At 70.9% G+C, this 20356-nt stretch carries 18 protein-coding genes; 11 read left to right on the top strand and 7 right to left on the bottom strand.

Annotated features, from left to right (window positions below):
* Positions 1-34: 34 nt before the first annotated feature.
* Complete coding sequence (locus tag K6T36_RS04015) at positions 35-2362, bottom strand: LUD domain-containing protein (RefSeq protein ID WP_222922702.1); 2328 nt, start codon at positions 2360-2362, stop codon at positions 35-37.
* Positions 2355-2861, bottom strand: coding sequence for a LutC/YkgG family protein (locus tag K6T36_RS04010; RefSeq protein WP_222922701.1), 507 nt, complete (start codon positions 2859-2861; stop codon positions 2355-2357). The genes K6T36_RS04015 and K6T36_RS04010 overlap by 8 nt, the downstream gene beginning before the upstream one ends.
* A 124-nt stretch (positions 2862-2985) precedes the next feature.
* On the opposite strand from K6T36_RS04010, the gene K6T36_RS04005 reads away from it, so the two are divergent.
* The 3 genes from K6T36_RS04005 (at position 2986) to K6T36_RS03995 (ending at position 7274) form a co-directional block, all read left to right on the top strand.
* On the top strand, positions 2986-3807 hold the full coding sequence (locus K6T36_RS04005; protein WP_222922700.1) for an arylamine N-acetyltransferase family protein: 822 nt from the start codon (positions 2986-2988) through the stop codon (positions 3805-3807).
* An 85-nt stretch (positions 3808-3892) separates the two neighbouring features.
* On the top strand, positions 3893-7006 hold the full coding sequence (locus K6T36_RS04000; protein ID WP_222922699.1) for an FAD-binding and (Fe-S)-binding domain-containing protein: 3114 nt from the start codon (positions 3893-3895) through the stop codon (positions 7004-7006).
* 76 nt (positions 7007-7082) lie between these two features.
* A complete protein-coding gene (locus K6T36_RS03995) occupies positions 7083-7274 on the top strand; it encodes a hypothetical protein (RefSeq protein ID WP_222922698.1) in 192 nt (63 codons plus the stop codon).
* Positions 7275-7342: 68 nt separating this feature from the next.
* On the opposite strand, the gene K6T36_RS03990 is transcribed toward K6T36_RS03995, so the two are convergent.
* The 4 genes from K6T36_RS03990 to K6T36_RS03975 all read right to left on the bottom strand — a co-directional run bounded on the left by K6T36_RS03990 (position 7343) and on the right by K6T36_RS03975 (position 9993).
* On the bottom strand, positions 7343-7642 hold the full coding sequence (locus K6T36_RS03990; protein ID WP_222922697.1) for a HalOD1 output domain-containing protein: 300 nt from the start codon (positions 7640-7642) through the stop codon (positions 7343-7345).
* A 171-nt stretch (positions 7643-7813) separates the two neighbouring features.
* Positions 7814-8965 (bottom strand): pyridoxal phosphate-dependent aminotransferase, encoded by a 1152-nt coding sequence (locus K6T36_RS03985; protein WP_222922696.1) that lies wholly within the window; start codon positions 8963-8965, stop codon positions 7814-7816.
* Between the two features lie 36 nt (positions 8966-9001).
* Positions 9002-9484, bottom strand: coding sequence for a GIY-YIG nuclease family protein (locus K6T36_RS03980; RefSeq protein ID WP_222922695.1), 483 nt, complete (start codon positions 9482-9484; stop codon positions 9002-9004).
* Positions 9481-9993, bottom strand: coding sequence for a methylated-DNA--[protein]-cysteine S-methyltransferase (locus tag K6T36_RS03975; protein ID WP_222922694.1), 513 nt, complete (start codon positions 9991-9993; stop codon positions 9481-9483). The genes K6T36_RS03980 and K6T36_RS03975 overlap by 4 nt, the downstream gene beginning before the upstream one ends.
* A gap of 194 nt (positions 9994-10187) precedes the next feature.
* On the opposite strand from K6T36_RS03975, the gene K6T36_RS03970 reads away from it, so the two are divergent.
* From K6T36_RS03970 to K6T36_RS03945, 6 genes are all read left to right on the top strand, one after another.
* Positions 10188-10646, top strand: a complete 459-nt coding sequence (locus tag K6T36_RS03970; protein ID WP_222922693.1) for a restriction endonuclease — start codon at positions 10188-10190, stop codon at positions 10644-10646.
* Between the two features lie 27 nt (positions 10647-10673).
* Positions 10674-13061, top strand: coding sequence for a DEAD/DEAH box helicase (locus K6T36_RS03965; protein WP_222922692.1), 2388 nt, complete (start codon positions 10674-10676; stop codon positions 13059-13061).
* A 201-nt stretch (positions 13062-13262) separates the two neighbouring features.
* A complete protein-coding gene (locus K6T36_RS03960; protein ID WP_222922691.1) occupies positions 13263-14546 on the top strand; it encodes an ABC transporter substrate-binding protein in 1284 nt (427 codons plus the stop codon).
* Positions 14547-14555: 9 nt separating this feature from the next.
* Positions 14556-15572 carry a carbohydrate ABC transporter permease gene (locus K6T36_RS03955; protein WP_222922690.1) on the top strand — a complete coding sequence of 339 codons (1017 nt, stop codon included), beginning with the start codon at positions 14556-14558 and terminating at the stop codon, positions 15570-15572.
* Positions 15569-16540 (top strand): carbohydrate ABC transporter permease, encoded by a 972-nt coding sequence (locus K6T36_RS03950; protein WP_222922689.1) that lies wholly within the window; start codon positions 15569-15571, stop codon positions 16538-16540. The genes K6T36_RS03955 and K6T36_RS03950 overlap by 4 nt, the downstream gene beginning before the upstream one ends.
* A gap of 247 nt (positions 16541-16787) precedes the next feature.
* Positions 16788-17933 carry an ABC transporter ATP-binding protein gene (locus K6T36_RS03945; RefSeq protein WP_222922688.1) on the top strand — a complete coding sequence of 382 codons (1146 nt, stop codon included), beginning with the start codon at positions 16788-16790 and terminating at the stop codon, positions 17931-17933.
* 19 nt (positions 17934-17952) lie between these two features.
* Here the strand turns inward: K6T36_RS03945 and K6T36_RS03940 are convergent, their stop codons facing one another.
* Complete coding sequence (locus K6T36_RS03940; protein ID WP_222922687.1) at positions 17953-18573, bottom strand: hypothetical protein; 621 nt, start codon at positions 18571-18573, stop codon at positions 17953-17955.
* 210 nt (positions 18574-18783) lie between these two features.
* Here K6T36_RS03940 and K6T36_RS03935 point away from each other — a divergent pair, with 210 nt between their 5' ends.
* Positions 18784-19560, top strand: coding sequence for a pirin family protein (locus tag K6T36_RS03935; protein WP_222922686.1), 777 nt, complete (start codon positions 18784-18786; stop codon positions 19558-19560).
* A gap of 85 nt (positions 19561-19645) precedes the next feature.
* The gene (gene sod, locus K6T36_RS03930) at positions 19646-20245 is read left to right on the top strand and encodes a superoxide dismutase (protein WP_222922685.1); all 600 of its coding nucleotides are present in this window, start codon (positions 19646-19648) and stop codon (positions 20243-20245) included.
* Positions 20246-20356 lie beyond the last annotated feature (111 nt).

Raw genomic sequence — 20356 nt, 5'->3', positions numbered from 1 at the left:
GGAGGATCGCGTCGCGACAGGGTGCGGGCGACGGCTACCGCTCGGGCGGCGCGATCGCCTCGATCGGATGCTCCGTCGACGGCCCGAGCAGCGCGTCCAGTTGCTCACAGCAGGAGGTGCCCGAGGCGAGCACGCGGTCGGCGTCGCCGAACTGCTCGACCAGCGGCTCGCCCACGTCCATCGACAGCTCGTAGTACGCCGACTTGTAGCCGAAGCTGCCGGCCATCCCGCAACACTCCGTCTCGGAGGTGGTCACGTCGTAGCCGAGGCGCTCCAGCACCGCGACGGTGTGAGCCTCCAGATCCAGCGTCCGTTGCTGGCAGTGGGCGTGGTACGCGACGGGGATGCCGTCGCCGTCACCGTCGCTCTCGCCGTCGTCGCCGCCATCGCCGGCGCCCCTACTGTCGCCGTAGCCGGCCGCGTGGCCGTCCCCGGCCGCGGCGAGGCCGGCCGGCTCCGCCCCGTTCTCCAGCAGGCCGTACACGTACTCCAGCACCTCATAGCAGCCGTCCGCCAGCGCCGTCGCGTCCGCCTCCGGGAGCAGCCGTTCGTACTCGCGCTCGAACGCCGCCAGGTCGCTCGGCTCGATCACTACCACGTCGCGACCGGCGTCGACCTCCGCGAGCAGCGCGTCGCGACAGCGCTCGGCCTTCCCGCGGGCCGTCTCGACCATCCCCTGCGACAGCGGCGCGCGGCCGCTCGCGACGGCGGTCGACTCCGGGACGTGCGCGCGGACGCCGAGCGCTTCGAGGGTTCGGACGGCGGCCTTCCCGCGGTCGACGGCGACGTGGTTCGTGTAGGTATCGGGGTAGACGACGGCCTCCCGACGCGCCATCCCCTCGCTCACGCGGGGGCCGCCCCGCGACTCGAACCAGTCGACGAGCGTCTCGCGCTCGAACGTCGGCAGGTCGCGCTCGGGGGCGATCCCGAGCCAGCGGTCCATCGCCGCGCGGACCGGCCCGAGGCTCGCCCCCCAGTTCGACAGCGGCGCCGTCGCGCTCCCCAGCTTCGCCAGGGTGTCGAAGTTCCCGAACAGGCGTTTCGATGGGTCTATCCCACCGGATTCGTCGTCTGGGGTGAGTCCTTCGACGAGCGGGTCGAACCTTCCTGGGTCGCCGCCGCGGTTGATCCGGTCGCGGACGACCGTGTTGATCCACGGGATGTCGATCTTCACGGGGCACGCCGGCACACAGCGCGAGCAGCCGGTACAGAGGTCGTTGAACTCGGCGGCCGTGTCGAGCCCCTCGACGCCGGCCTCCCAGCCGGTGGCGATGCCGCCGGAGTACGTCTCGCCGCCGAAGGCGTGGCCCCCGACCGACTGGAAGTTGCCACACGAGTTCGAGCAGGCGCCACAGCGGATGCAGTACAGCGTCTCCCGGAGGTCGTCGTCCTCGCGCATCGCCAGCCGGCCGTTGTCGACGAGCACGAGGTGGAACTCCCGGTCGGGGTGGGCCTCGCACGCGCCGTCGCCGGCGGCGGTTCCGGCGTCGGCCATCGGCTCGTCTGACTCGGAAAACCTGACCGGCGGCGACGCCACCGGCGGCGTGAGCAGCGAGACGTAGGACGTGATGTCCTGGCCCGTCCCCGAGCGGCCGATCAACTCGATGAACGGCGCGAGGTCCTCGACGGTCGGGATCACCTTCTCGACGCCCGCGACGGCGACGTGCGTGTCGGGGACGACGGCGCTCTTTCTGGCGTTGCCTTCGCTGGTGACCAGCGCCATCGTCCCCGAGTCCGCGGCGAGGAAGTTCGCGCCCGTGACGCCCACGTCGGCCTCGCGGATGTCCCGGAGGAGCCGCTCGCGGGCGAACCGGGTCAGCTCCTCGGCGGTCTCTGGACGGTCCTCGCCCGCGAGGTCGAACGTCTCGGCGAACAGGTCGGCGATGCCCTCGCGCGATTTGTGGATCGCGGGGCCGACGATGTGGCTCGGCGCCTCGTCGGCCAACTGGAGCACCCACTCGCCCAGGTCCGTCTCGGTGACGGCCGCGCCGTCGGCTTCGAGCGCCTCGTTCAACTCCAGCTCCTCGGTCGTCATCGACTTGCTCTTGACGACGGTGCCCCCGTCGACCACCTCGCGAACGTACGCGTTCGCGTCCGCGGCGTCGTCGGCGACGTACACGCGGCCTCCGTTCGCCTCGACCGCCTCGCGGAGGTCGTCGATCAGCTCGGGCAGCCGTTCGATCGCGTCCTCCTTGACCGTCCGCGCCTCCGATTTCAGCGCCTCGTAGCCCTCAAGCTCCCGCACCGCCTCGTGGCGACCGCGGTTGAACCCGCGCGTGTTCTCGGCGACTGCGTCGCCCTCCGTCTCCAGCAGGTGGCGGATCCGGGCGGCCGTCTCGGCGCGCGAGTCGGGCTTACTCATCGCTGTCCTCCACGAGGACGATCTCGACTTCCCTGGGTCCGTGCGCGCCGATCACGAGGTCACCCATGTCGGCGGTCGCGGAGGGGCCCGTCGCGAGCACCTCGCTCGCGCCGTCGCGGAGGCGGTCGCCGAGGCGGCCGATCGCCTCGCGCATCCCGGGGACCACGTCGCCGGCGCGCACCACCGCGACGTGACGCTCGGGGAACAGCGAGACCGCCTCGCTGCCGGCGGCGTCGGACTCCAGCACGACCGTCCCGTAGTCCGCGATCGCGAGGCGTGCGGCGGTGATCCCCGTGTTCGCGGCGTCCAGCTCCGCCGGCGTCGGATCTGTCGCGACGCCCTCGGGGAGGTCGAGCCCGTCCGGGAGCCGGACCCCGACCGCCGGCGGGTCGATCAGGTCGGCGACGGTCCCCGGGACCGCGTCGGGCGCGGACGGGTGGACGCTCGCGTGGTGGTCCTCGGCGCCGGCGACGAACGCCGAGAGGGTGTCCGAACTCATTGTGACTTCGTACCGTACCGGGTTCCCTTGGCTGTTGTTGTGTCGGGACCGCCGACGGGGTCGCATCCGCCGACTGAAACGCGCTTCAGGGACGGCTTTTGCCGCCGGGCGCCGTCGCACCGCCATGGACACCGAGCGCACGACGCGCCATCTCGCCCGTATCGGCGTCGACCCCGCGACGGTCTCGGTCGACCGCGAGGGGCTCCGCCGGCTCCAGCGAGCGCACGTCCGGTCGGTCCCGTTCGAGACGCTCTCGGTCGCGGGCCACCCGCACCGCGCCGACGACCCGGAGGGCGTGGACCGACATCCGGACGCGCTGTACGGGAAGATCGTCGACCGCGGGGACGGCCGCGGCGGCTTCTGCTACGAGCTGAACGAGCTGTTCCGGGCGCTGCTCTCCGCGGTGGGCTTCGACGTGACGCGGGTCGCCGCGCGCGTCGTCGACGGCGCCGACGACCCCGGCCACCCGCCGGCGAACCACCAGACGACGCTCGTCTCGCTCCCCGACGCGGCGACGCCGGTCGTCGCCGACGTGGGGATGGGCGTGCCGACGATGCGCCGTCCGACGCCGCTGTCGGGCGAGCCCCTGACGGACGAGGCAGGCATAACCTGGCGCGTGCGCGAGAGCGAGCGCCCGGACGCCGACTACCGGACGGAGTACCGCCGGGCCGGGGACGAGGAGTGGACCGTCCGCTATCGCTTCGGGACCGTCGCCCGCGAACGCTCCTTCTACGCGGCCGCCTGCGAGTTCCTCACGGCCGCCCCGGAGTCGCCGTTCACCGGCGATCCGGTGGTGTCGCGGTCGACCCCGGACGGCCATCTGAAGCTTCGGCCCGACGAACTCGTCCGGTTCGAGCGGGGCGAGGAGACGACGGAGCCGGTCACGCCCGAGTCCTGGCCTGTCGTCGCCCGCGATGAGTTCGGGCTCGTCTACGAGCCCGCGTGACCGACACGGCGGGGCTGGCATCGACGCCGCATTCGCCGGCTCCCCGCGGGCTTATGTGACTCCCACGTCCACCACGATCCGTTCGATGTCTTCCGATCTCCCGTCCCCGCCCGACGGCGGGCCGGACCTGACCGACGCCGACTACGACTACGTCTCCGAGGACGTGGCCCGACCGGGACTCGTGGACGACCTGGAGGAACTCGTGGAGGGCGACGTTCGCTTCGACACGTACTCCAGACAGCTGTACGCGACGGACGCCTCCGCGTACCAGCAGACGCCCATCGGCGTCGTCCTCCCGCGGTCCACCGACGACGTGGCCGCGGTGATGGCGTACTGTGCCGAGCGGGAGATCCCGGTGCTCCCCCGCGGCGGCGGCACGTCGCTGGCCGGCCAGGCGGTGAACGAGGCCGTCGTCCTCGATTTCACGAAGTACATGGACGAGATCCGCGATCTCGACCCCGACGATCGCGAGGCGACCGTCGACGCCGGCTGCATCGTCGAGGAGCTCAACGAGGCTGCCGCCCCGCACGGCCTGAAGTTCGCGCCGGATCCGGCGTGGCGCGACAAGTCCGCGATCGGCGGCGCGATCGGCAACAATTCCACCGGGTCACACTCGCTGAAGTACGGCAAGACCGACGCGTACGTCGAGTCATGCGAGGTCGTCCTCGCCGACGGCTCCGTCGAGACGTTCGGCGAGATCGAGGTGGCGACGATGCGCGAGGCGGCCGACCCCGACGGGGAACTGCTCGAACGGATCTACGCCGAACTCGTCCGGGTCATCGACGAGGAGAGCGAGGAGGTGACCGCGCGCTACCCGGACATGAAGCGCAACGTCTCCGGCTACAACCTCGACGTGCTCGTGGCGGAGGCGCGCGGGGAGTGGGAGGCGGGAACCGCCTCCGAAGAGGCGAGCGGCGGAGCCGCGAGCGGGCCGGGACAGGGGGTCGGCGCCGACGAACCCGGCGAGGCGGGAACGGTGAACCTCGCGCGGCTCATGTGCGGGAGCGAGGGGACGCTCGGGATCGTCACCGAGGCGACCGTCTCGCTGGTGGAGGTGCCCGAGACGAAGGCGGTCGCGCTGCTCACCTACGACTCGCTGCTGGACGCGATGGAGGACGTGGCCCGGATCCTCGAACACGACCCCGCCGCCGTCGAGGTAATGGACGACACGTTCCTCGATCTCGCGCGGGAGACGGCCGAGTTCGGCGATGTCGTCGGCCTGCTCCCCGAGGGCACCGACTCGACGCTGCTCGTGGAGTTCTACGCCGACAGCGACGACGACGGACGACGGAAGGTCGCCGACCTTGTCGCCGACCGCTGTCCCGGGGTCGACACCGAGGTCGAGGCGAGCGCGGACCGCGCCGACGCCGGCGACGAGGTGTTCGCCACGCACGCGCTGGAGGCGCACGACCCCGAGCGGCGCGCGACGTTCTGGAAGATGCGCAAGGCGGGGATGCCGATCCTGCTCAGCCGCACGTCAGACGCCAAGCACATGTCGTTCATCGAGGACTGCGCGGTGCCGCCGGAGCACCTCGCGGACTACGCCGCCGACTTCCAGGCGCTGCTGGAGGAGGTCGGGACGTTCGCGGCGTTCTACGCCCACGCGGGCCCCGGCGTGCTCCACATCCGGCCGCTGGTCGACACCAAGACGGTCGAGGGGCTCGACCAGTTCGAGCGCATCGCCGACGGCGCCAGCGACCTGGTCGTGAAGTACGGCGGCAGCGTCTCGGGAGAGCACGGCGACGGTCGCGCCCGAACCCAGTGGAACCGGAAGCTGTACGGCGACGACCTCTGGTCGACCTTCCGCGACCTCAAGACCGCCTTCGACCCCGATTGGCTCCTGAACCCCGGGAACGTCTGTGGCGATCACAGTCTCACCGAACACCTCCGGTTCGACCCCGAGTACGCCTTCGACGCGGGGTTCGAGCCGGAGCTGAACTGGCACAACGAGAACGGATTTCAGGGGATGACGGAGCTGTGTCACGGCTGCGGCGGCTGTCGCGGCGGGCAGTCGACGACCGGCGGCGTGATGTGCCCCACCTTCCGTGCGGCCGACGAGGAGATCCAGAGCACCCGCGGCCGCGCGAACCTCCTACGCGGGGCGATGTCGGGCGATCTGCCCGAGGACCCGTTCTCCGAGGAGTTCACGAGCGAGGTGATGGACCTGTGTGTCGGCTGCAAGGGGTGTAAGCGCAACTGCCCCAGCGGCGTCGACATGGCGAAGCTGAAGGCCGAAGTCGTCCACGAGCGCCACGAGCGCGAGGGCCCGAGCCTCCGCGACCGCCTGTTCGCGAACGTCAACCTCCTCTCGCGGGTCGGGTCGGCGCTGGCGCCGGTGTCGAACTGGGCGATGAGGCTTCCCGGCTCGGGACTCCTCGGGGAGAAGCTCCTCGGGATCGCCGCCGAGCGCGACCTCCCGGAGTTCCACCGGACGACGCTGCGCGACTGGTTCGAATCCCGGGGCGGCCCGGCAGTCGCCGAGGCGGACGCCGAGCGCGTCGCCGTGCTCGTCCCGGACACGTACACGAATTACAACCACCCAGACGCCGGGAAGGCTGCGGTCCGGGTGCTCGAAGCGGCGGGCGTCCGCGTCGAACTCGCGGACGTGGAGGACACCGGCCGGCCGGCACACAGCATGGGCTTTCTCGACGCCGCCCGCGAGCGCACCGGCGCCGCGGTCGAGGATCTGGCCCCCCGCGTCGACGCCGGCCGCGACGTGGTCGTCGTCGAACCAAGCGAGGCCGTGATGCTCCAGTCGGATCTCCTCGACCTCCACGACTCGGCGGCCGCCGCAAACGTCGCCGCCAACAGCTACGGCGTGCTGGAGTACCTCGACGCCTTCCGGCTCGACGAGTCGATGGATCTGGCGGGGGAGGGCGCGCTCACGTACCACGGGCACTGCCACCAGAAGGCGACGAAGAAGGACCACCACGCGGTCGGCGTGCTCCGGCGCGCCGGCTACGAGGTGGACCCGCTGGACTCCACGTGCTGCGGGATGGCCGGAAGCTTCGGCTACGAGGCCGAACATCACTCGATGAGTACGGCCATCGCGTCGATCCTCTTCGACCAGGTCGACGACAGCCCCGGCGAGGCGGTCACCGCGCCCGGCGCCTCCTGCCGGTCGCAGCTCGCCGAACGCGACGGCGCCGACGGCGACCCGCCGCATCCGGTCGAGAAGGTCGCCGAGGCGCTCCGGTGACCACCGTCCCGTGCGACGTCGCCGGGACTCCCCGTCGCCGCGATACTGTTAACAGGGGTCGTACCCAGCCGTCGGTATGAACCGGCTCACCGCCCTCCCGCTGTTCGGCTTTCTCACGATCCTCGCCGCGCTGTATGTCACTGGATCGCTCGACGGCGTCCCGTTCGCGGACCGTGCCGTGGGGTTCCTCCTCGGGCTGTTCGCCGTGTTCGCGATCGTCGCGGGCTACTCGTTCGGTCGCGGCTACCGCGGCGGCGACGAGGAGTAGCACGGACGGGCCGACGCCCCGGAAGGCGCGCGACGGCCGTCACGCCGGTCGTGCGCGTCGCTCCGGACTCAAAACTGGTTCGGGAAGGCGCGGTCGTCGACGACGACGGTTCCGCCACCCTCGACGACGACCTCGTGGTCGCCGAGGGGGAACTCGAGGCGCCAGTCGCTCCCCTCGTGGCGCGCGAGCGACGCGAGCGCGTCGGCGTCGACGACTTCCTGGAGGGTCGTGTTCAGTTCCACGGGGTCGATGTCCTCGACCGCCGCGAAGGAGCGGACGACCGCCGACACAGGGGATCCGTGCCGGGCCGGGTCGGCCGCGTCGCGTTCGTCGGTTTCAGTCTCTTCGAGCGTTGATCTCCGTGTCATCGTAAGGTCATGGTCCGGGCCGCCTGTGAGACGCGACATCGCTGACACGGCGGATCTCCCGCCGCGTCGCGGACTCGCACTCCGGCGACCTCCTTGCGACAGTTCGTTGACTTGTGGTCACAAAAACATCCGTCAGACGAACCCATGACGGCACGATGACGCGACGGGGCCTCAGAGTCCGTCAAGAACCCGGCCGAACGCCTCGAGCGCCGCCGCACAGTCGTCGGGCGCCCGCCCCAGCGAGACGCGGACGCCGTCGTCCAGCCCGAAGAAGCGCCCGGGGACGACGAGCACGCCGGCGTCCCACGCAGCCTCGCTCACCGCGTCGCCGTCGGCGCGCTCGTGTTCGAGGTACGCGAACGGCGACCCCGGTTCGACGGACCCGGCAAGGTCGTCGCGGCCGTCGAGGAACGCCGCGAGCAGTTCGTGGTTCCGGCGGCAGTGCTCGCGGGCGTCGGCGACGAGGTCGTCCCGGTGGGCGAAAAATCGGCGCGCGAGCGCGACGCTCGGCGCGGCGAGCGCGGGGACGTGGTGTTCCACCAGCCGCGCGCGCTCGACGAACGCCTGGGGGCCGGTGATCCAGCCGACGCGGAGCCCGCCCAGCCCATGGAACTTCGTGAGCGAGCCGACGGTGACCGTCGCCGGCAGCCCGGCGCCCGTCGGGCCGCCGAAGGCGCCGTCGCTTGTAGCTGTCTCTGCACTGCCTCCCTGGCCACCCTCGCGGACGGTGTAGGGCGCGTACACCTCGTCGACGAGCAGGTGGCCGCCGCGGTCGGCGGCGACCTCGGCGGTCGCCGCGAGCGTCGCGCGGTCGGTCAGGGCGCCCGTCGGGTTGTGCCGGTTGGTGACCGTGACGTGCGCGAGCGGGCCCGCGAGGTCGGCGGCCGCCGCCGCGACGCGGTCGGGGTCGAGATCGTACGTCGGTCCGGGGCGTCGGAAGCGTGCGGCTCGGCTGCCGATCCCGCGCGGCGTCTCGACGAGCGGTTCGTAGCCCGGCGCCTCTACGAGCGCCCATGGGCGGGGGCCGTCGTCTCCGCCGTCGCGCTCGCGGGCGAGCGCCGCCGCGGTCGCGGACGCGAGGAAGCCGCCGTGGGTCGCCCCCGCGGTGAGCAGCACGTTCGTCTCGTCGAGGTCGTACTCGGCGGCGACGCGCTCGCGCAGCGATCGGTCGTACTCGGGAGCGGAACGCCCGCGCAGTCGGGACGGAACGGGGTCGTCTGGGTCGCCGGCGGGCGGGCGTCGGAGGTCGCTGGATCCGAGGTCGTGCTCGGCGGCGGCCGGACGCCCCTCGATCCACTGCAGGTACGCGAGCGGCGGGAACATACCGCCGGGTTCGGGGCCGCACCCAAAAGCGCTCCGTCAGCGCGCGTTCGACGCGTCGGATGCACGGTTCTCATCGGCTTCCTCGACCTCCCGAAGCTCGTCGTACGCCGTCGCCACCGCTGCTTCCGCGGCCGCGACGCCGTCGAACCGCGCGAGGTGGGACGGGCAGTCGCAGTCGGAGGCGCCGAAGCCGGGGACCGGGTCGCCGTCCGCGGCCCCGGTCGCGACCGCCCGCGCGAGGCGGCACTCCTCGTCGCGGCCGTCGCCGAGGCGCTCGACCGTCGCCAACGAGACGGCGTCGTGGGCGCCGAGGTAGTCGACGTGCCAGTGGCGCACGTCGTGGTCGCCGGCGGCGACCCGGCGGTGGCGGTCGATGCGCGAGAAGCCGCCGGCGCCGAGCGCGCTCCCCGTGTAGGCGTACGCCCCAGCGGGAAGCTCCCGGCCGCCGAGCGCGCCGACCTCGACGGCGATCGCCTCGGGAACGGCGAACACCAGCGTGTAGGTACCGGCGTCGCTCACGGCTGTGCGTCCGCGTCGCCACCGCCGTCGACATCGGTGTCGGCGTCGACCCCGGTGTCGGCGTCGCCGAGGGTGACCTGCACGGAGTCGCTGCGCTCGTGATCGAGCAGGTGGCGCTTGAGTTCGGGGCCGCCGTCCGCGGAGAAGCCGCCGAGCCCGTCGGCGGCGACGACGCGGTGGCACGGGACGACGAGCGGGACCGGGTTGCGCCCGCAGGCGGCGCCGACCGGCTGGGGCGCGTTGTCGAGGTCGTCGGCGAGGTCGCCGTAGGTCCGCGTCTCGCCGTACGGGATCGCCGCCATCGCGCCCATCACCCGGCCGGTGAAGCCGTCGGGATACCGGACGTCGAGGTCGAACGCCGTCCGGGTTCCCTCGCGGTACTCGCGCGCCTGCCCCCTGATCTCCTCCGCCTCGGCGTCGACGTACGACGCGTCGAGCGTGAGCCGGCCGCCGGGGACCGCGACCGTCACCGGGTCGTCGTATTCCGCCCGCTTCGCCGTCGGGTCCATACCAGGGGTGACGACCGTGAGGTAATCAACCCGGCGGCGACACGGGGACCGACGAGCGCCGAGTCACGACGACGGCGGCCGGGAACTCGTCGTCGCTCGGGACGGCGACACGGAACCGGACGGGACGGATCGGGACGGGAGGAGACGAGCCGGGACCGATGCGGTTTTTCGCCGGGGGGACCGTACCCCGGAACGTGCGCCACCCGGCCGATCGACTCGCCGCGCTCCCGGACGGAGAGTTCGCCGCCTTCGCCGAGCGGCTGGGCGGGATCTGGCCGGCGTTCGAGGCGACGGTCGCGCCCGTAACCCCCGACGGGACCGTCGAGCTGTCGCTCGTTCGCGAGCGGTCGGACGCTCCGCCCGAGCGGGCGGTCGTCGCCCTTCGCCGCACTCCCGTGACCGAGGCCGACGTCGAGGAGTTCGCGACCCTCGCGGCCGAACGGGGCCTTTCGTTCGCCGTGCTCGCGACCGTCGACGAGGTCGAGCCGGACGCGGTCGACCGTGCCCGGTCCGCGCCGGTTGACGTGTACGACGGCGTCGGGCTCGTCGCGCTGGCCCGCGACGCGGACGTCGCGCTCCCGTCCGCGGCCGCCGGCGAGGACGGGGAGGACGGCGACGGCGAGGACGGCGACGGCGACGACCGCAACCGGTAAGCGCGCCAGCCCCTACCCGCGATCACCGTGGACGACACCGTCGAGTGGCTCCGATCGCGCCCCTACTACGAGGGACAGATCGCGGACCGGCGGACGCTTCCCGGCCGTGAGGCCGCCCTCGCCGACGTGGACTTGGAGCCGCGGCTCGCGAGCGCGCTCGCAGACGAGGGGATCGACTCGCTGTACGACCATCAGGCGCGGGCGGTCGAGGCCGTCCGCGACGGCGACGACGTGGTGCTCGCCACCCGGACCGCCAGCGGGAAGTCGCTCGCGTACACCGTGCCCGCCTTCGAGCGCGCGATGGACCACGGCGGCCGGACGCTGTATCTCGCGCCGCAGAACGCGCTCATCGCCGACCAGGAGGAGACGCTCTCGGAGCTGGCCCACGGGCTCGGGTTCGGCTCCCGCGTCTCCGTCGACCAGTACACGGGCCGCCTGTCGAAGTCTGAAAAGCGCGACGTGCGCGACCGACAGCCGACGGTTCTCCTCTCGAACCCCGACATGCTCCACTACGGGCTGCTCCCGTGGGCGTACAAGCACTGGGAGTGGTTCTTCGGCTCGCTCGAAACCGTTGTCATCGACGAGGTGCACGGCTACCGCGGCGTGTTCGGCAGCCACGTCGCGCTCGTCATGCGACGGCTCAACCGGATCTGCGAGCGCTACGGCGCCGACCCGCAGTTCGTCTGCTGCTCGGCGACCATCGGCAACCCCGTCGAGCACGCCGCGCGGGTGACCGCTCGCCCCGAGTCGGGCTTCACGCTCGTCGACGAGGACGCCTCCGCCCGCGGGCCGCGCCACTGGCTGCTGTGGAACCCGCCGGAGTACGAGGGCCGGCAGGCCGACCAGCAGTCCGGCCGGCGGCGGTCGAGCCACACCGAGACGAAGCGACTCTTCTGCGACCTGGTGCAGGAGGGCCTCCAGACGCTCGTGTTCACCCGCGCGCGTCAGACCGCCGAGCGGTACGCGAGCGACTCGGCGAAGGAGCTGCGCCAGCGCGGCGAACACGACCTCGCCGGTCGCGTCGAGGCGTATCAGGCGAGCCTGACGAACGAGCGCCGCCGGGAGATCGAGTCGGGGCTCCACTCGGGCGAGGTGGCCGGCGTGTGGTCGACGAACGCGCTCGAACTCGGCGTCGACGTGGGTGGCCTCGACGCCGTGATCCTCGACGGCTACCCCGGAACCCGGATGTCGGCGTTCCAGCAGGCGGGCCGTGCCGGCCGCGGCACCGACGACGCGCTCGTGATCATGGTCGGCGGCGAGGACCAACTCGACCAGTACCTCATGACGAACCCGGACGACCTGTTCGAGGGCGACCCCGAGCGCGCGATGGTCGACCCCGAGAACGGCGAACTCCTGCCGAGTCACGTCGCCAGCGCGGCCGACGAGAACTGGCTCCGCCCCGAGGACGCCTCGCACTTCGGCGACTCGTTCGAGTCGGTCGTCGAGTCGCTGGAGGCGGACGGAACGCTGGAGCGGATGGACACTTCCCGGGGCCCGCGCTGGACGTACGACGGCCCCGGGAGCGCCCAGCACTCGATGAGCCTCCGGACGATCGACGACCGCGAGATCGACCTCATGGACGCCCGCACCGACGACGTGATCGCGTCGCTGTCGTTCGGCGACGCCCTGCGCGACGCCCATCCGGGCGCCGTCTACCACCACCAGGGACAGACCTACGAGGTCGACGAGTTGAACCTCGATCGGGACGTGGCTCGCCTCCGGCCGACGTGGGCCGACTACTACACCCGCGTACTGACCGACAAGGACGTGGTCGTGAACGAGGACCTGCGCTCGCGCCCGCTCGCGGCGCGCGAGGACACCGAGGTCCGGTTCGCGGACGTGACCGTGACCGAGCAGATCACCGGCTTCGAGCGCAAAGACGGCTCCACGGGCGAGACGATCGGCTCGGAGGCGCTGGACCTCCCGGAGACGGAGTTGCGGACGCGGGCGCTGTACTACACGGTCCCCGCGGACGTGGAGGGGGAGATGCGAGAGGTAGCGGCCGGGGCCGGGCGGGGCGACGCGGGCTTCAACGGGGGGATCCACGCCGCCGAGCACGGCTCCATCTCGCTCATGCCGCTGGATCTCCTGTGCGACCGCGCGGACATCGGCGGCGTCTCGACGCCGTTTCACCCCCACACCGGCCAGTCGACCGTGTTCATCTACGACGGCTACCCCGGCGGCGTGGGGCTGACGCGCGCGTCGTACCGCGACGCCGATCGCCTGCTCGCGCGCACGGCTCGGCTGATCGCCGCCTGTGACTGCGCGGACGGCTGTCCCGCCTGCGTCCAGTCGCCCCACTGCGGCAACGCGAACGAGCCGCTCTCGAAGCCCGAAGCAGTCACCCTGCTGAACGCGCTCGCCGGAACCGACGAACCGGTTCCGGACGCGTCGACGGACGGGACGGACGACTGACCGCGACTGCCGACCGGGTTCGACCCGTCGGCGCCGTCGGTACATCGCCACCGTCGGCCCGACGCTCCCCCCGGGGCTCCCGAGATCGGGAGGTACAACGCCCGTTGTACCACATTTTCATTCGGACGGGAGTAAATATCGGCAAGCCTTAAGTACCCGCTCCGGATACCGTGAGATGGCTCCACGCACGGAGGAACGATAATGAAGGACACGGAACTCAACCGACGAGACGTAGTGAAAGGCGCCGGCGCCCTCGGGGCGGCCGGCATGGTCGGACTGGCCGGCTGTTCGGGTATCGGCGGCGGCGGAGGCGGCGGTCCCGTCGAGGTGCTGCACGGCTGGACCGGCGGCGACGGCGCGACGGCCGCCGATGCGTTGGAGGAGGCGTTCAACGAGGAGTATCCGGACACGGAACTCGACATGAACCCCATCGGCGGGGGCGGCAACCAGAACCTGGACGCCGTCGTCGCCAACCGGCTGCAGAACGACAACCCGCCGAGCTCCTTCGCCAACTGGCCGGGCCCCAACCTCGGCCGCTACGAGGGCGTGCTCGGCGACATCTCCGACCTCTGGGAGGAGACCGGCTTCACCGACAGCCACGTGCAGGAGGCCGTCGACCTCCACCAGTACGACGGCGCCTTCCGTGCCGTCCCGCTGGGCTCGCACCGGCTGAACTGCCTGTTCTACAACACCTCGGTCGTCGAGGAGGCCGGCGTCGACCCCGACTCGCTCACCAGCGTCTCCGCGCTCGTCGACGCGCTGGAGACGGTCGCCAGCGAGACGGACGCGACCCCGATGACCCACGGCGCCAGCGGCACGTGGACGACGACGCAGCTGTTCGCGGCCGTCCTGCTCGGACAGGCCGGCTACGACGAGTACATGAACTTCGTCGAGGGGAGTCCCTCGGAGGACGCGATCCGGAGCGCCTTCGAGTCGCTCGCGACGATCCTCGAGAACTACATCAACGAGGACGCAGCCTCGATCGGGCTGACGGAGTCGAACCAGAACATCATCGAGGGCAACGCCGCGTTCATCCACCAGGGTAACTGGGCGGCGGGAGCGTACCGCAACGCGGAGGACTTCGAGTACGAGTCCGACTGGGGCTTCAAGACGTTCCCCGGCACCGAGGGCATGTACACCCTCCACTTCGACTCGTTCCTGTACCCGTCGAACAACCCGAGCCCCGAGAGCACGCGGACGTGGCTGGAGTTCGTCGGCGGCGAGGCCGCGCAGGTCGCGTTCAACCAGTTCAAGGGATCCATCCCGACGCGGACGGACGTCGACATGTCCGAGTTCGGCCCGTACCTCCAACAGACGGCGGAGGACTTCGCCGACGCCGATCAGCGCCCGCCGAACATCCAGCACGGTCTGGGTATCACGGCCGACCAGCGGTCCTCGCTGAACGACGTGATCTCCAGCGAGTTCTCCGGACCGTACAACGTCGACGCCGCCACGCAGGGCTTCGTCGACGCAGTCTCCAACTGAGCGCAGCACATGCGCGACTTTCTTTCGAGGACTCGATCCAGGCTCCGGCGCGCCGTGTTCGGCGCCACCGGGGAGAGTGACGACACGGTCGTGACCGACGGGGGAACGGCCGCAAGCGAGGGCGGCGGGGTCGTCGATCGGCTCAACGACCGGTTCGGCGAGGACTTCACCGAGTCCGCGCCGTTCTGGCTGCCCCCGTTCCTGCTCGTCGGGCTGTTCGTCTACGGCGCCATCGCGTGGAACTTCGTCATCTCGCTGACCGACTACGAGGGGTTCGTCGGCCCGGACTACTCCGATCTCGACTTCGAGATGTACGTCCGGGCGATCAACGACTCGGCGGTCATCGACGCGACGGTCAACACGTTCCTGTTGGTCGTGGCCTTCACCGCCGTCGCCCTCGGCGTGGGGATGGTGCTCGCGATCCTCATCGACCGGAACATCCGGTTCGAGAACACGTTCCGCACCATCTACCTGCTGCCGATGAGCCTCTCGTTCGTCGTGACGGCGCAGTTCTGGCTGTGGATGTACAACTACAACAACGGCGTCGTCAACATCGCCCTCGGGGCGTTCGGGATCGGCCCGATCAACTGGATCGGGAACTCCTCGCTCGTCCTGTGGGCGGTGGTGTTCGCGCTCGTGTGGCAGTTCTCGGGGTACACGATGGTCGTGTACCTCGCGGGGCTGCGCGCGATCCCGACCGAACACTACGAGGCCGCCCGCGTCGACGGGGCGTCGACGCTGAAGATGTACTGGCGGGTCATCATCCCGCAGCTGAAGGGGTCGACGATCAGCGCCGCCATCGTCCTGATGGTGTTCGCGCTGAAGGCGTTCGACTTCCTGTACTCGCTGGTCAGCGGCTACCGGCCGCCCAACGGGGCGGACATCCTCGCGACCAAGATGGTCCGTGAGGCGTACAGCACGAACAACTGGGCGTACGCGTCGGCGATCGCGATCATCCTGTTCCTGATGGCGCTGTCGATCATCGGCCCGTACCTCTACTACGAGTACAAACAGGGGAACCTATGAGCGACGCACATCTCGACGAACCGGACTCGACGGACTCGACGGACGCGACCGACCGGACCGACGGCGTCGCCGACCGGATCCGCGACGACCTCGCGGGGGTCGACGGCTACCGCGTCGCGCTGTACGCCGCGATCGTCGGCATGACGGTGTTCTTCCTGACGCCGATCGAATCCGGGCTCGTCACCGCGTTCAAGACGAACCCCGGCGGGATCAGCTCGACGCTGCCGTTCGCGCCGCCGCCGCCGCGGTTCTTCACGCTGGAGAAGTGGCAGACCGCGCTGGCGGCGCTGGGCCGCGGCATGGTCAACAGCGCGCTGTACGCCGTGCCAGCGACGATCATCTCCGCCTTGCTCGGCAGCTTCGCCGCATACGGCCTGACGCAGGCCGACTGGCGGGCCCGCTACAAGGCGCCGGTGTTGGCGATGCTCGTCGCCGGGATCTTCATCCCGTATCAGGCGGTGCTCGTGCCCCTCTCGCAGTTCTGGGGCGCGATGCCGCTGGCGGAGCTGTTGACGCCACTGTGGCTGCTCGGGGTCCCGCAGTCGTACGTCGGGCTGGTCGAGCTGACGATCACCCACGTCGCGTACGGCATCCCGATCTGCATGGTGTTGTTCCGGTCGTACTACCGGAACGTGAGCGAGGAGATGATCGAGGCGGCGCGCCTCGACGGCGCGACGTTCCGTCGGGTGTACCGCCGGATCGTCTTCCCGATCTCGACGCCGATGTTCGCGGTCGTGCTCATCTATCAGTTCACGCAGATCTGGAACGACCTCCTGTTCGCGCTGATCCTCGTGTCCACCGAGTCGAGCCCGGCCGCCCCGGTCGTGCTCATCCTCGCCGGACTCGGGGAGTCGATGGAGGGGCAGGACTTCGCGCTCCGGATGGCCGGGGCGTTCATCGCCGCGCTGCCGACGCTCATCGTGTACATCATGTTCGGCGAGGAGTTCGCCGAGGGGGTGGCGACGTGAGGTGCGAGGCACGAGCGGAGCGAGTGCCTCGAAGCGAGCGGGGAGCACAGCGACCCGCGAGCGCGGTCGAACGCAGTGAGACCGCGGCACCGAACGCGGCGACACCGCGCGTCACCTCGCGACCGTGCACCCGGCCGGCCGGGGCGCCGGAGCGCACCGCGACCGCAACACCGACGGTGGACGCCGTCGGATCGACGGATCACGACCGACCGACCCGCGATCGCGGGTCACACGGGGGACTCTGACAATGGCTGAACTCGAACTCGACGACGTACGGAAGGTGTTCACAGACGACGACGGCTCCGACATCGTCGCCGTCGACGACGTGACGGTCGACATCGAGGACGGGGAGTTCCTCGTCCTCGTCGGGCCGTCGGGCTGCGGGAAGTCGACGACGCTGCGGATGGTCGCCGGGCTGGAAACGGTCACCAGCGGCGACATCCGCCTCGGCGGGCGATCCATCGTGGACCAGAAGCCGCAGGACCGGGACATCGCGATGGTGTTCCAGTCGTACGCGCTGTACCCGCACATGACGACCCGCGAGAACATGGCCTTCGGGCTGGAGGAGTCCACCGACATGGCCGACGCGGAGATCGACGAGCGCGTCGAGAACGCCGCGGACCTGCTCGACATCCCGGAGCTGCTCGACCGGAAGCCGTCGGAGCTGTCCGGCGGCCAACAGCAGCGCGTGGCGCTCGGACGGGCGATCGTCCGCGAGCCCGAGGTGTTCCTGATGGACGAGCCGCTGTCGAACCTCGACGCCAAGCTCCGCTCGCAGATGCGCACGGAGCTGCAGCGCATCCAGGAGGACCTGGATACCACGACCGTCTACGTCACCCACGATCAGACCGAGGCGATGACGATGGGCGACCGGATCGCGATCCTCGACGGCGGCGAGCTCCAGCAGGCCGGCACGCCCCTGGAGTGTTACCACCGCCCGGCGAACCGCTTCGTCGCCGGGTTCATCGGCGAGCCGTCGATGAACTTCTTCGATGCGACCGTCGAGGGCGACCGGCTGGTCGCCGACGCCTTCGAGTACCCGCTGACGGCCGACATGCGCGAGGCCGTCGAGGGTGCCGACGGCGTGACCCTCGGCATCCGCCCGGAGGACGTCGAGGTCGCGGCCGCGGGGTCCGCGGGCGACGACGAGTTCGACACGGTGGTCGACGTCGTCGAGCCGATGGGCAACGAGAACGCCGTCTACCTCGGCTTCGACGGTGACATGAGCGACACGTTCGTCGCGACCGTCGGCGGCATGCGCCGCATCGAGGCCGGCGAGTCGGTCGTCGCGCGGTTCCCGTCGGACGCGGTCCACCTGTTCGACACGACGAACGGCGACGCGCTGCACAACCGCTCGCTGGAGGACGCCGCCGACGCCGAACCGCGGATCTGACGGCCGGCCGTCGCCCCTTTTATGACGCCCGCGCGGGGTCGCCGACGCCGCGCGACCGGAGGTACGCCGCCGCGACGCGCAGCCCGACGCCGAGTCCCAACACCGCGACCGCGACGGTCGCGAGCGGGAGGTGGACCCCGCTCGGCGCGTACGGGTTGCCGCCGCCGGCGGCGGTCCACGCCCGCACCGCCTCGATCCCCCCGAACCCCATGAGCGCGAGCGAGTACACCGCGAGGGTCGCGACCCCGCCGGTCACCAGGCCGGTCATCGAACAGACGCGCTCGACGGAGCGCACGGCCCGCGCGGTCTCGTCGTCGAGGCTGTCGCCGCGGGCGAGCAGGAACAGCGCCACGGCGATCAGCCCGACGCCGCCGACGGCGACGACGACGGCGGCCGCGAGGGCGGCGACGCCGACCGCCGGCGCGGCGTCTGGAAGCGGTTCCCCGAGATACGCCGTACGGATCTCCCCGGGCAGCATCGCCAGCACCGGGAGCACCGCTGCGAGCAGGTGCAGGAGGTAGCTCTGGACCGTGAGTTTCCGCGTGAGCGACTGATTGAACCACCCGAACTCCCGGTATCGCGTCCGTTCGTACGCCGACTCGGACAGGATCGCGGCGGCGATCGGGTCGTCGCGACTCATTCTCGTGGGCTGAGCTACGCGTCACCGGTGATAACGGTCTCGCTCTCGGACGCGCGTAGTCCACGTACGTCCCAGGTAACCCCCCGATATCGGCAGGTTGAGGGAATCCCGACGCGTCCGACGTTCGATCGTCGACGGGCGGCGACCTTCCGGCGACGCGGGCGTTATCCCCCTCGGTCGACTCGACCTCGACATGGAGGCGACCAGTCGATGACCGATCCCGAGCGAGCCGACCGGGCCGGGCCGATCCCCGGCGGGCGGGTCCGCCACGGCACCGGCGTGAACGCGACGCGCGCGTTCCCCACGGATGCGCACCCGACCCACCGCGACCCGTTCGTCCTGTTCGAGCGGTTCTCCATCGACCCCGACGCGGGGTTCCCGATGCACCCGCACCGCGGGTTCGAGATCGTCTCGTACATGCTCGAGGGCGGGATGGAACACGAGGACTCCCTGGGCGTGTCACACACCGCCCGCGAGGGCGACGCCATGCGGATCACGGCCGGCGGCGGCATCCGTCACTCCGAGTTTCCGGCCGACGGGAGCGCCTGCACCGGGCTCCAACTGTGGGTGAATCTCCCCAGCGACAGGAAGGAGATCGATGCGGACTACGTCGACGCCGACGCCGCGGACCTCCCGACAGCGGAGGCTGACGGCGCGACCGTGACCACCGTCGTCGGCGAGGGCTCCCCGATCGAACTCCACACGCCGATGGAGTACCTCGACGCCCGCGTCGACGACGCGTGGACCTGGACGGTCCCCGACGGCTGGACGGGCTTCGCCTTCGGGGTCGCGGGCGACGGAACCGCCGACGGCGACCCGTTCGGCGTCGGCGACGTGCTTCCGGTCGAGGGCGGCCGAGCCGTGGAGTTCCTCCCCGACGATCCGGACTCCTCCCCTGCCGGCGACGACGCGGCGTTCCGCGTCGTCTGCGTCGCCGGCGAACCGCACGGCGAGTCGATCCGCCAGCGCGGTCCCTACGTGCTGTAAGCGCCCGCGAACTCATGTCGGGATAGCTACGTAAAGCGGATTCAGGGAACGCTCTTTTGACGGAGGGCCGTACGGTGGAACGCACATGAGCTACGAACTCGATCCGTTGCCGTACGACTACGACGCGCTGGAACCCCACATTTCCGAGCAGGTACTGACGTGGCATCACGACACCCATCACCAGGGCTACGTCAACGGCTGGAACTCGGCCGAGGAGACGCTCGAGGAGAACCGCGAGGCTGGCGAGTTCGGCTCGTCGCCGGGCGCGATCCGGAACGTGACGCACAACTCCTCGGGCCACATTCTGCACGACCTGTTCTGGCAGAACATGAGCCCCGAGGGCGGCGACGAGCCGTCGGGCGCGCTCGCCGACCGGATCGAGGAGGACTTCGGCTCCTACGAGGCGTGGAAGGGCGAGTTCGAGGCCGCCGCCGGCAACGCCAGCGGCTGGGCCCTGCTCGTGTACGACACGTTCTCGAACCAGCTGCGCAACGTGGTCGTGGACAAGCACGACCAGGGCGCGATCTGGGGCGGCCACCCGATCCTCGCGCTGGACGTGTGGGAGCACTCCTACTACTACGACTACGGTCCCGCCCGCGGCGACTTCATCAGCGCGTTCTTCGAGGTCGTCGACTGGGACGAACCCTCGACCCGCTACGAACAGGCCGTCCAGCTCTTCGAGTAAGTCGCGTTCGAGCGGCACGGCGCCGTCGGATCGCGACGACTCCCACCCCCGACGGGACGACCCGAATCCGGCCACGAGACGACGCGACCGTGGGCACGGCCCGTCGTCGCG

The organism is Halobaculum roseum, from assembly GCF_019880245.1.
In the GTDB taxonomy this organism is placed as follows: Archaea; Halobacteriota; Halobacteria; order Halobacteriales; family Haloferacaceae; genus Halobaculum; species Halobaculum roseum.
Note: the sequence above shows the minus strand (reverse complement) of the source record. Positions and strands in the feature narration are given on the sequence as shown.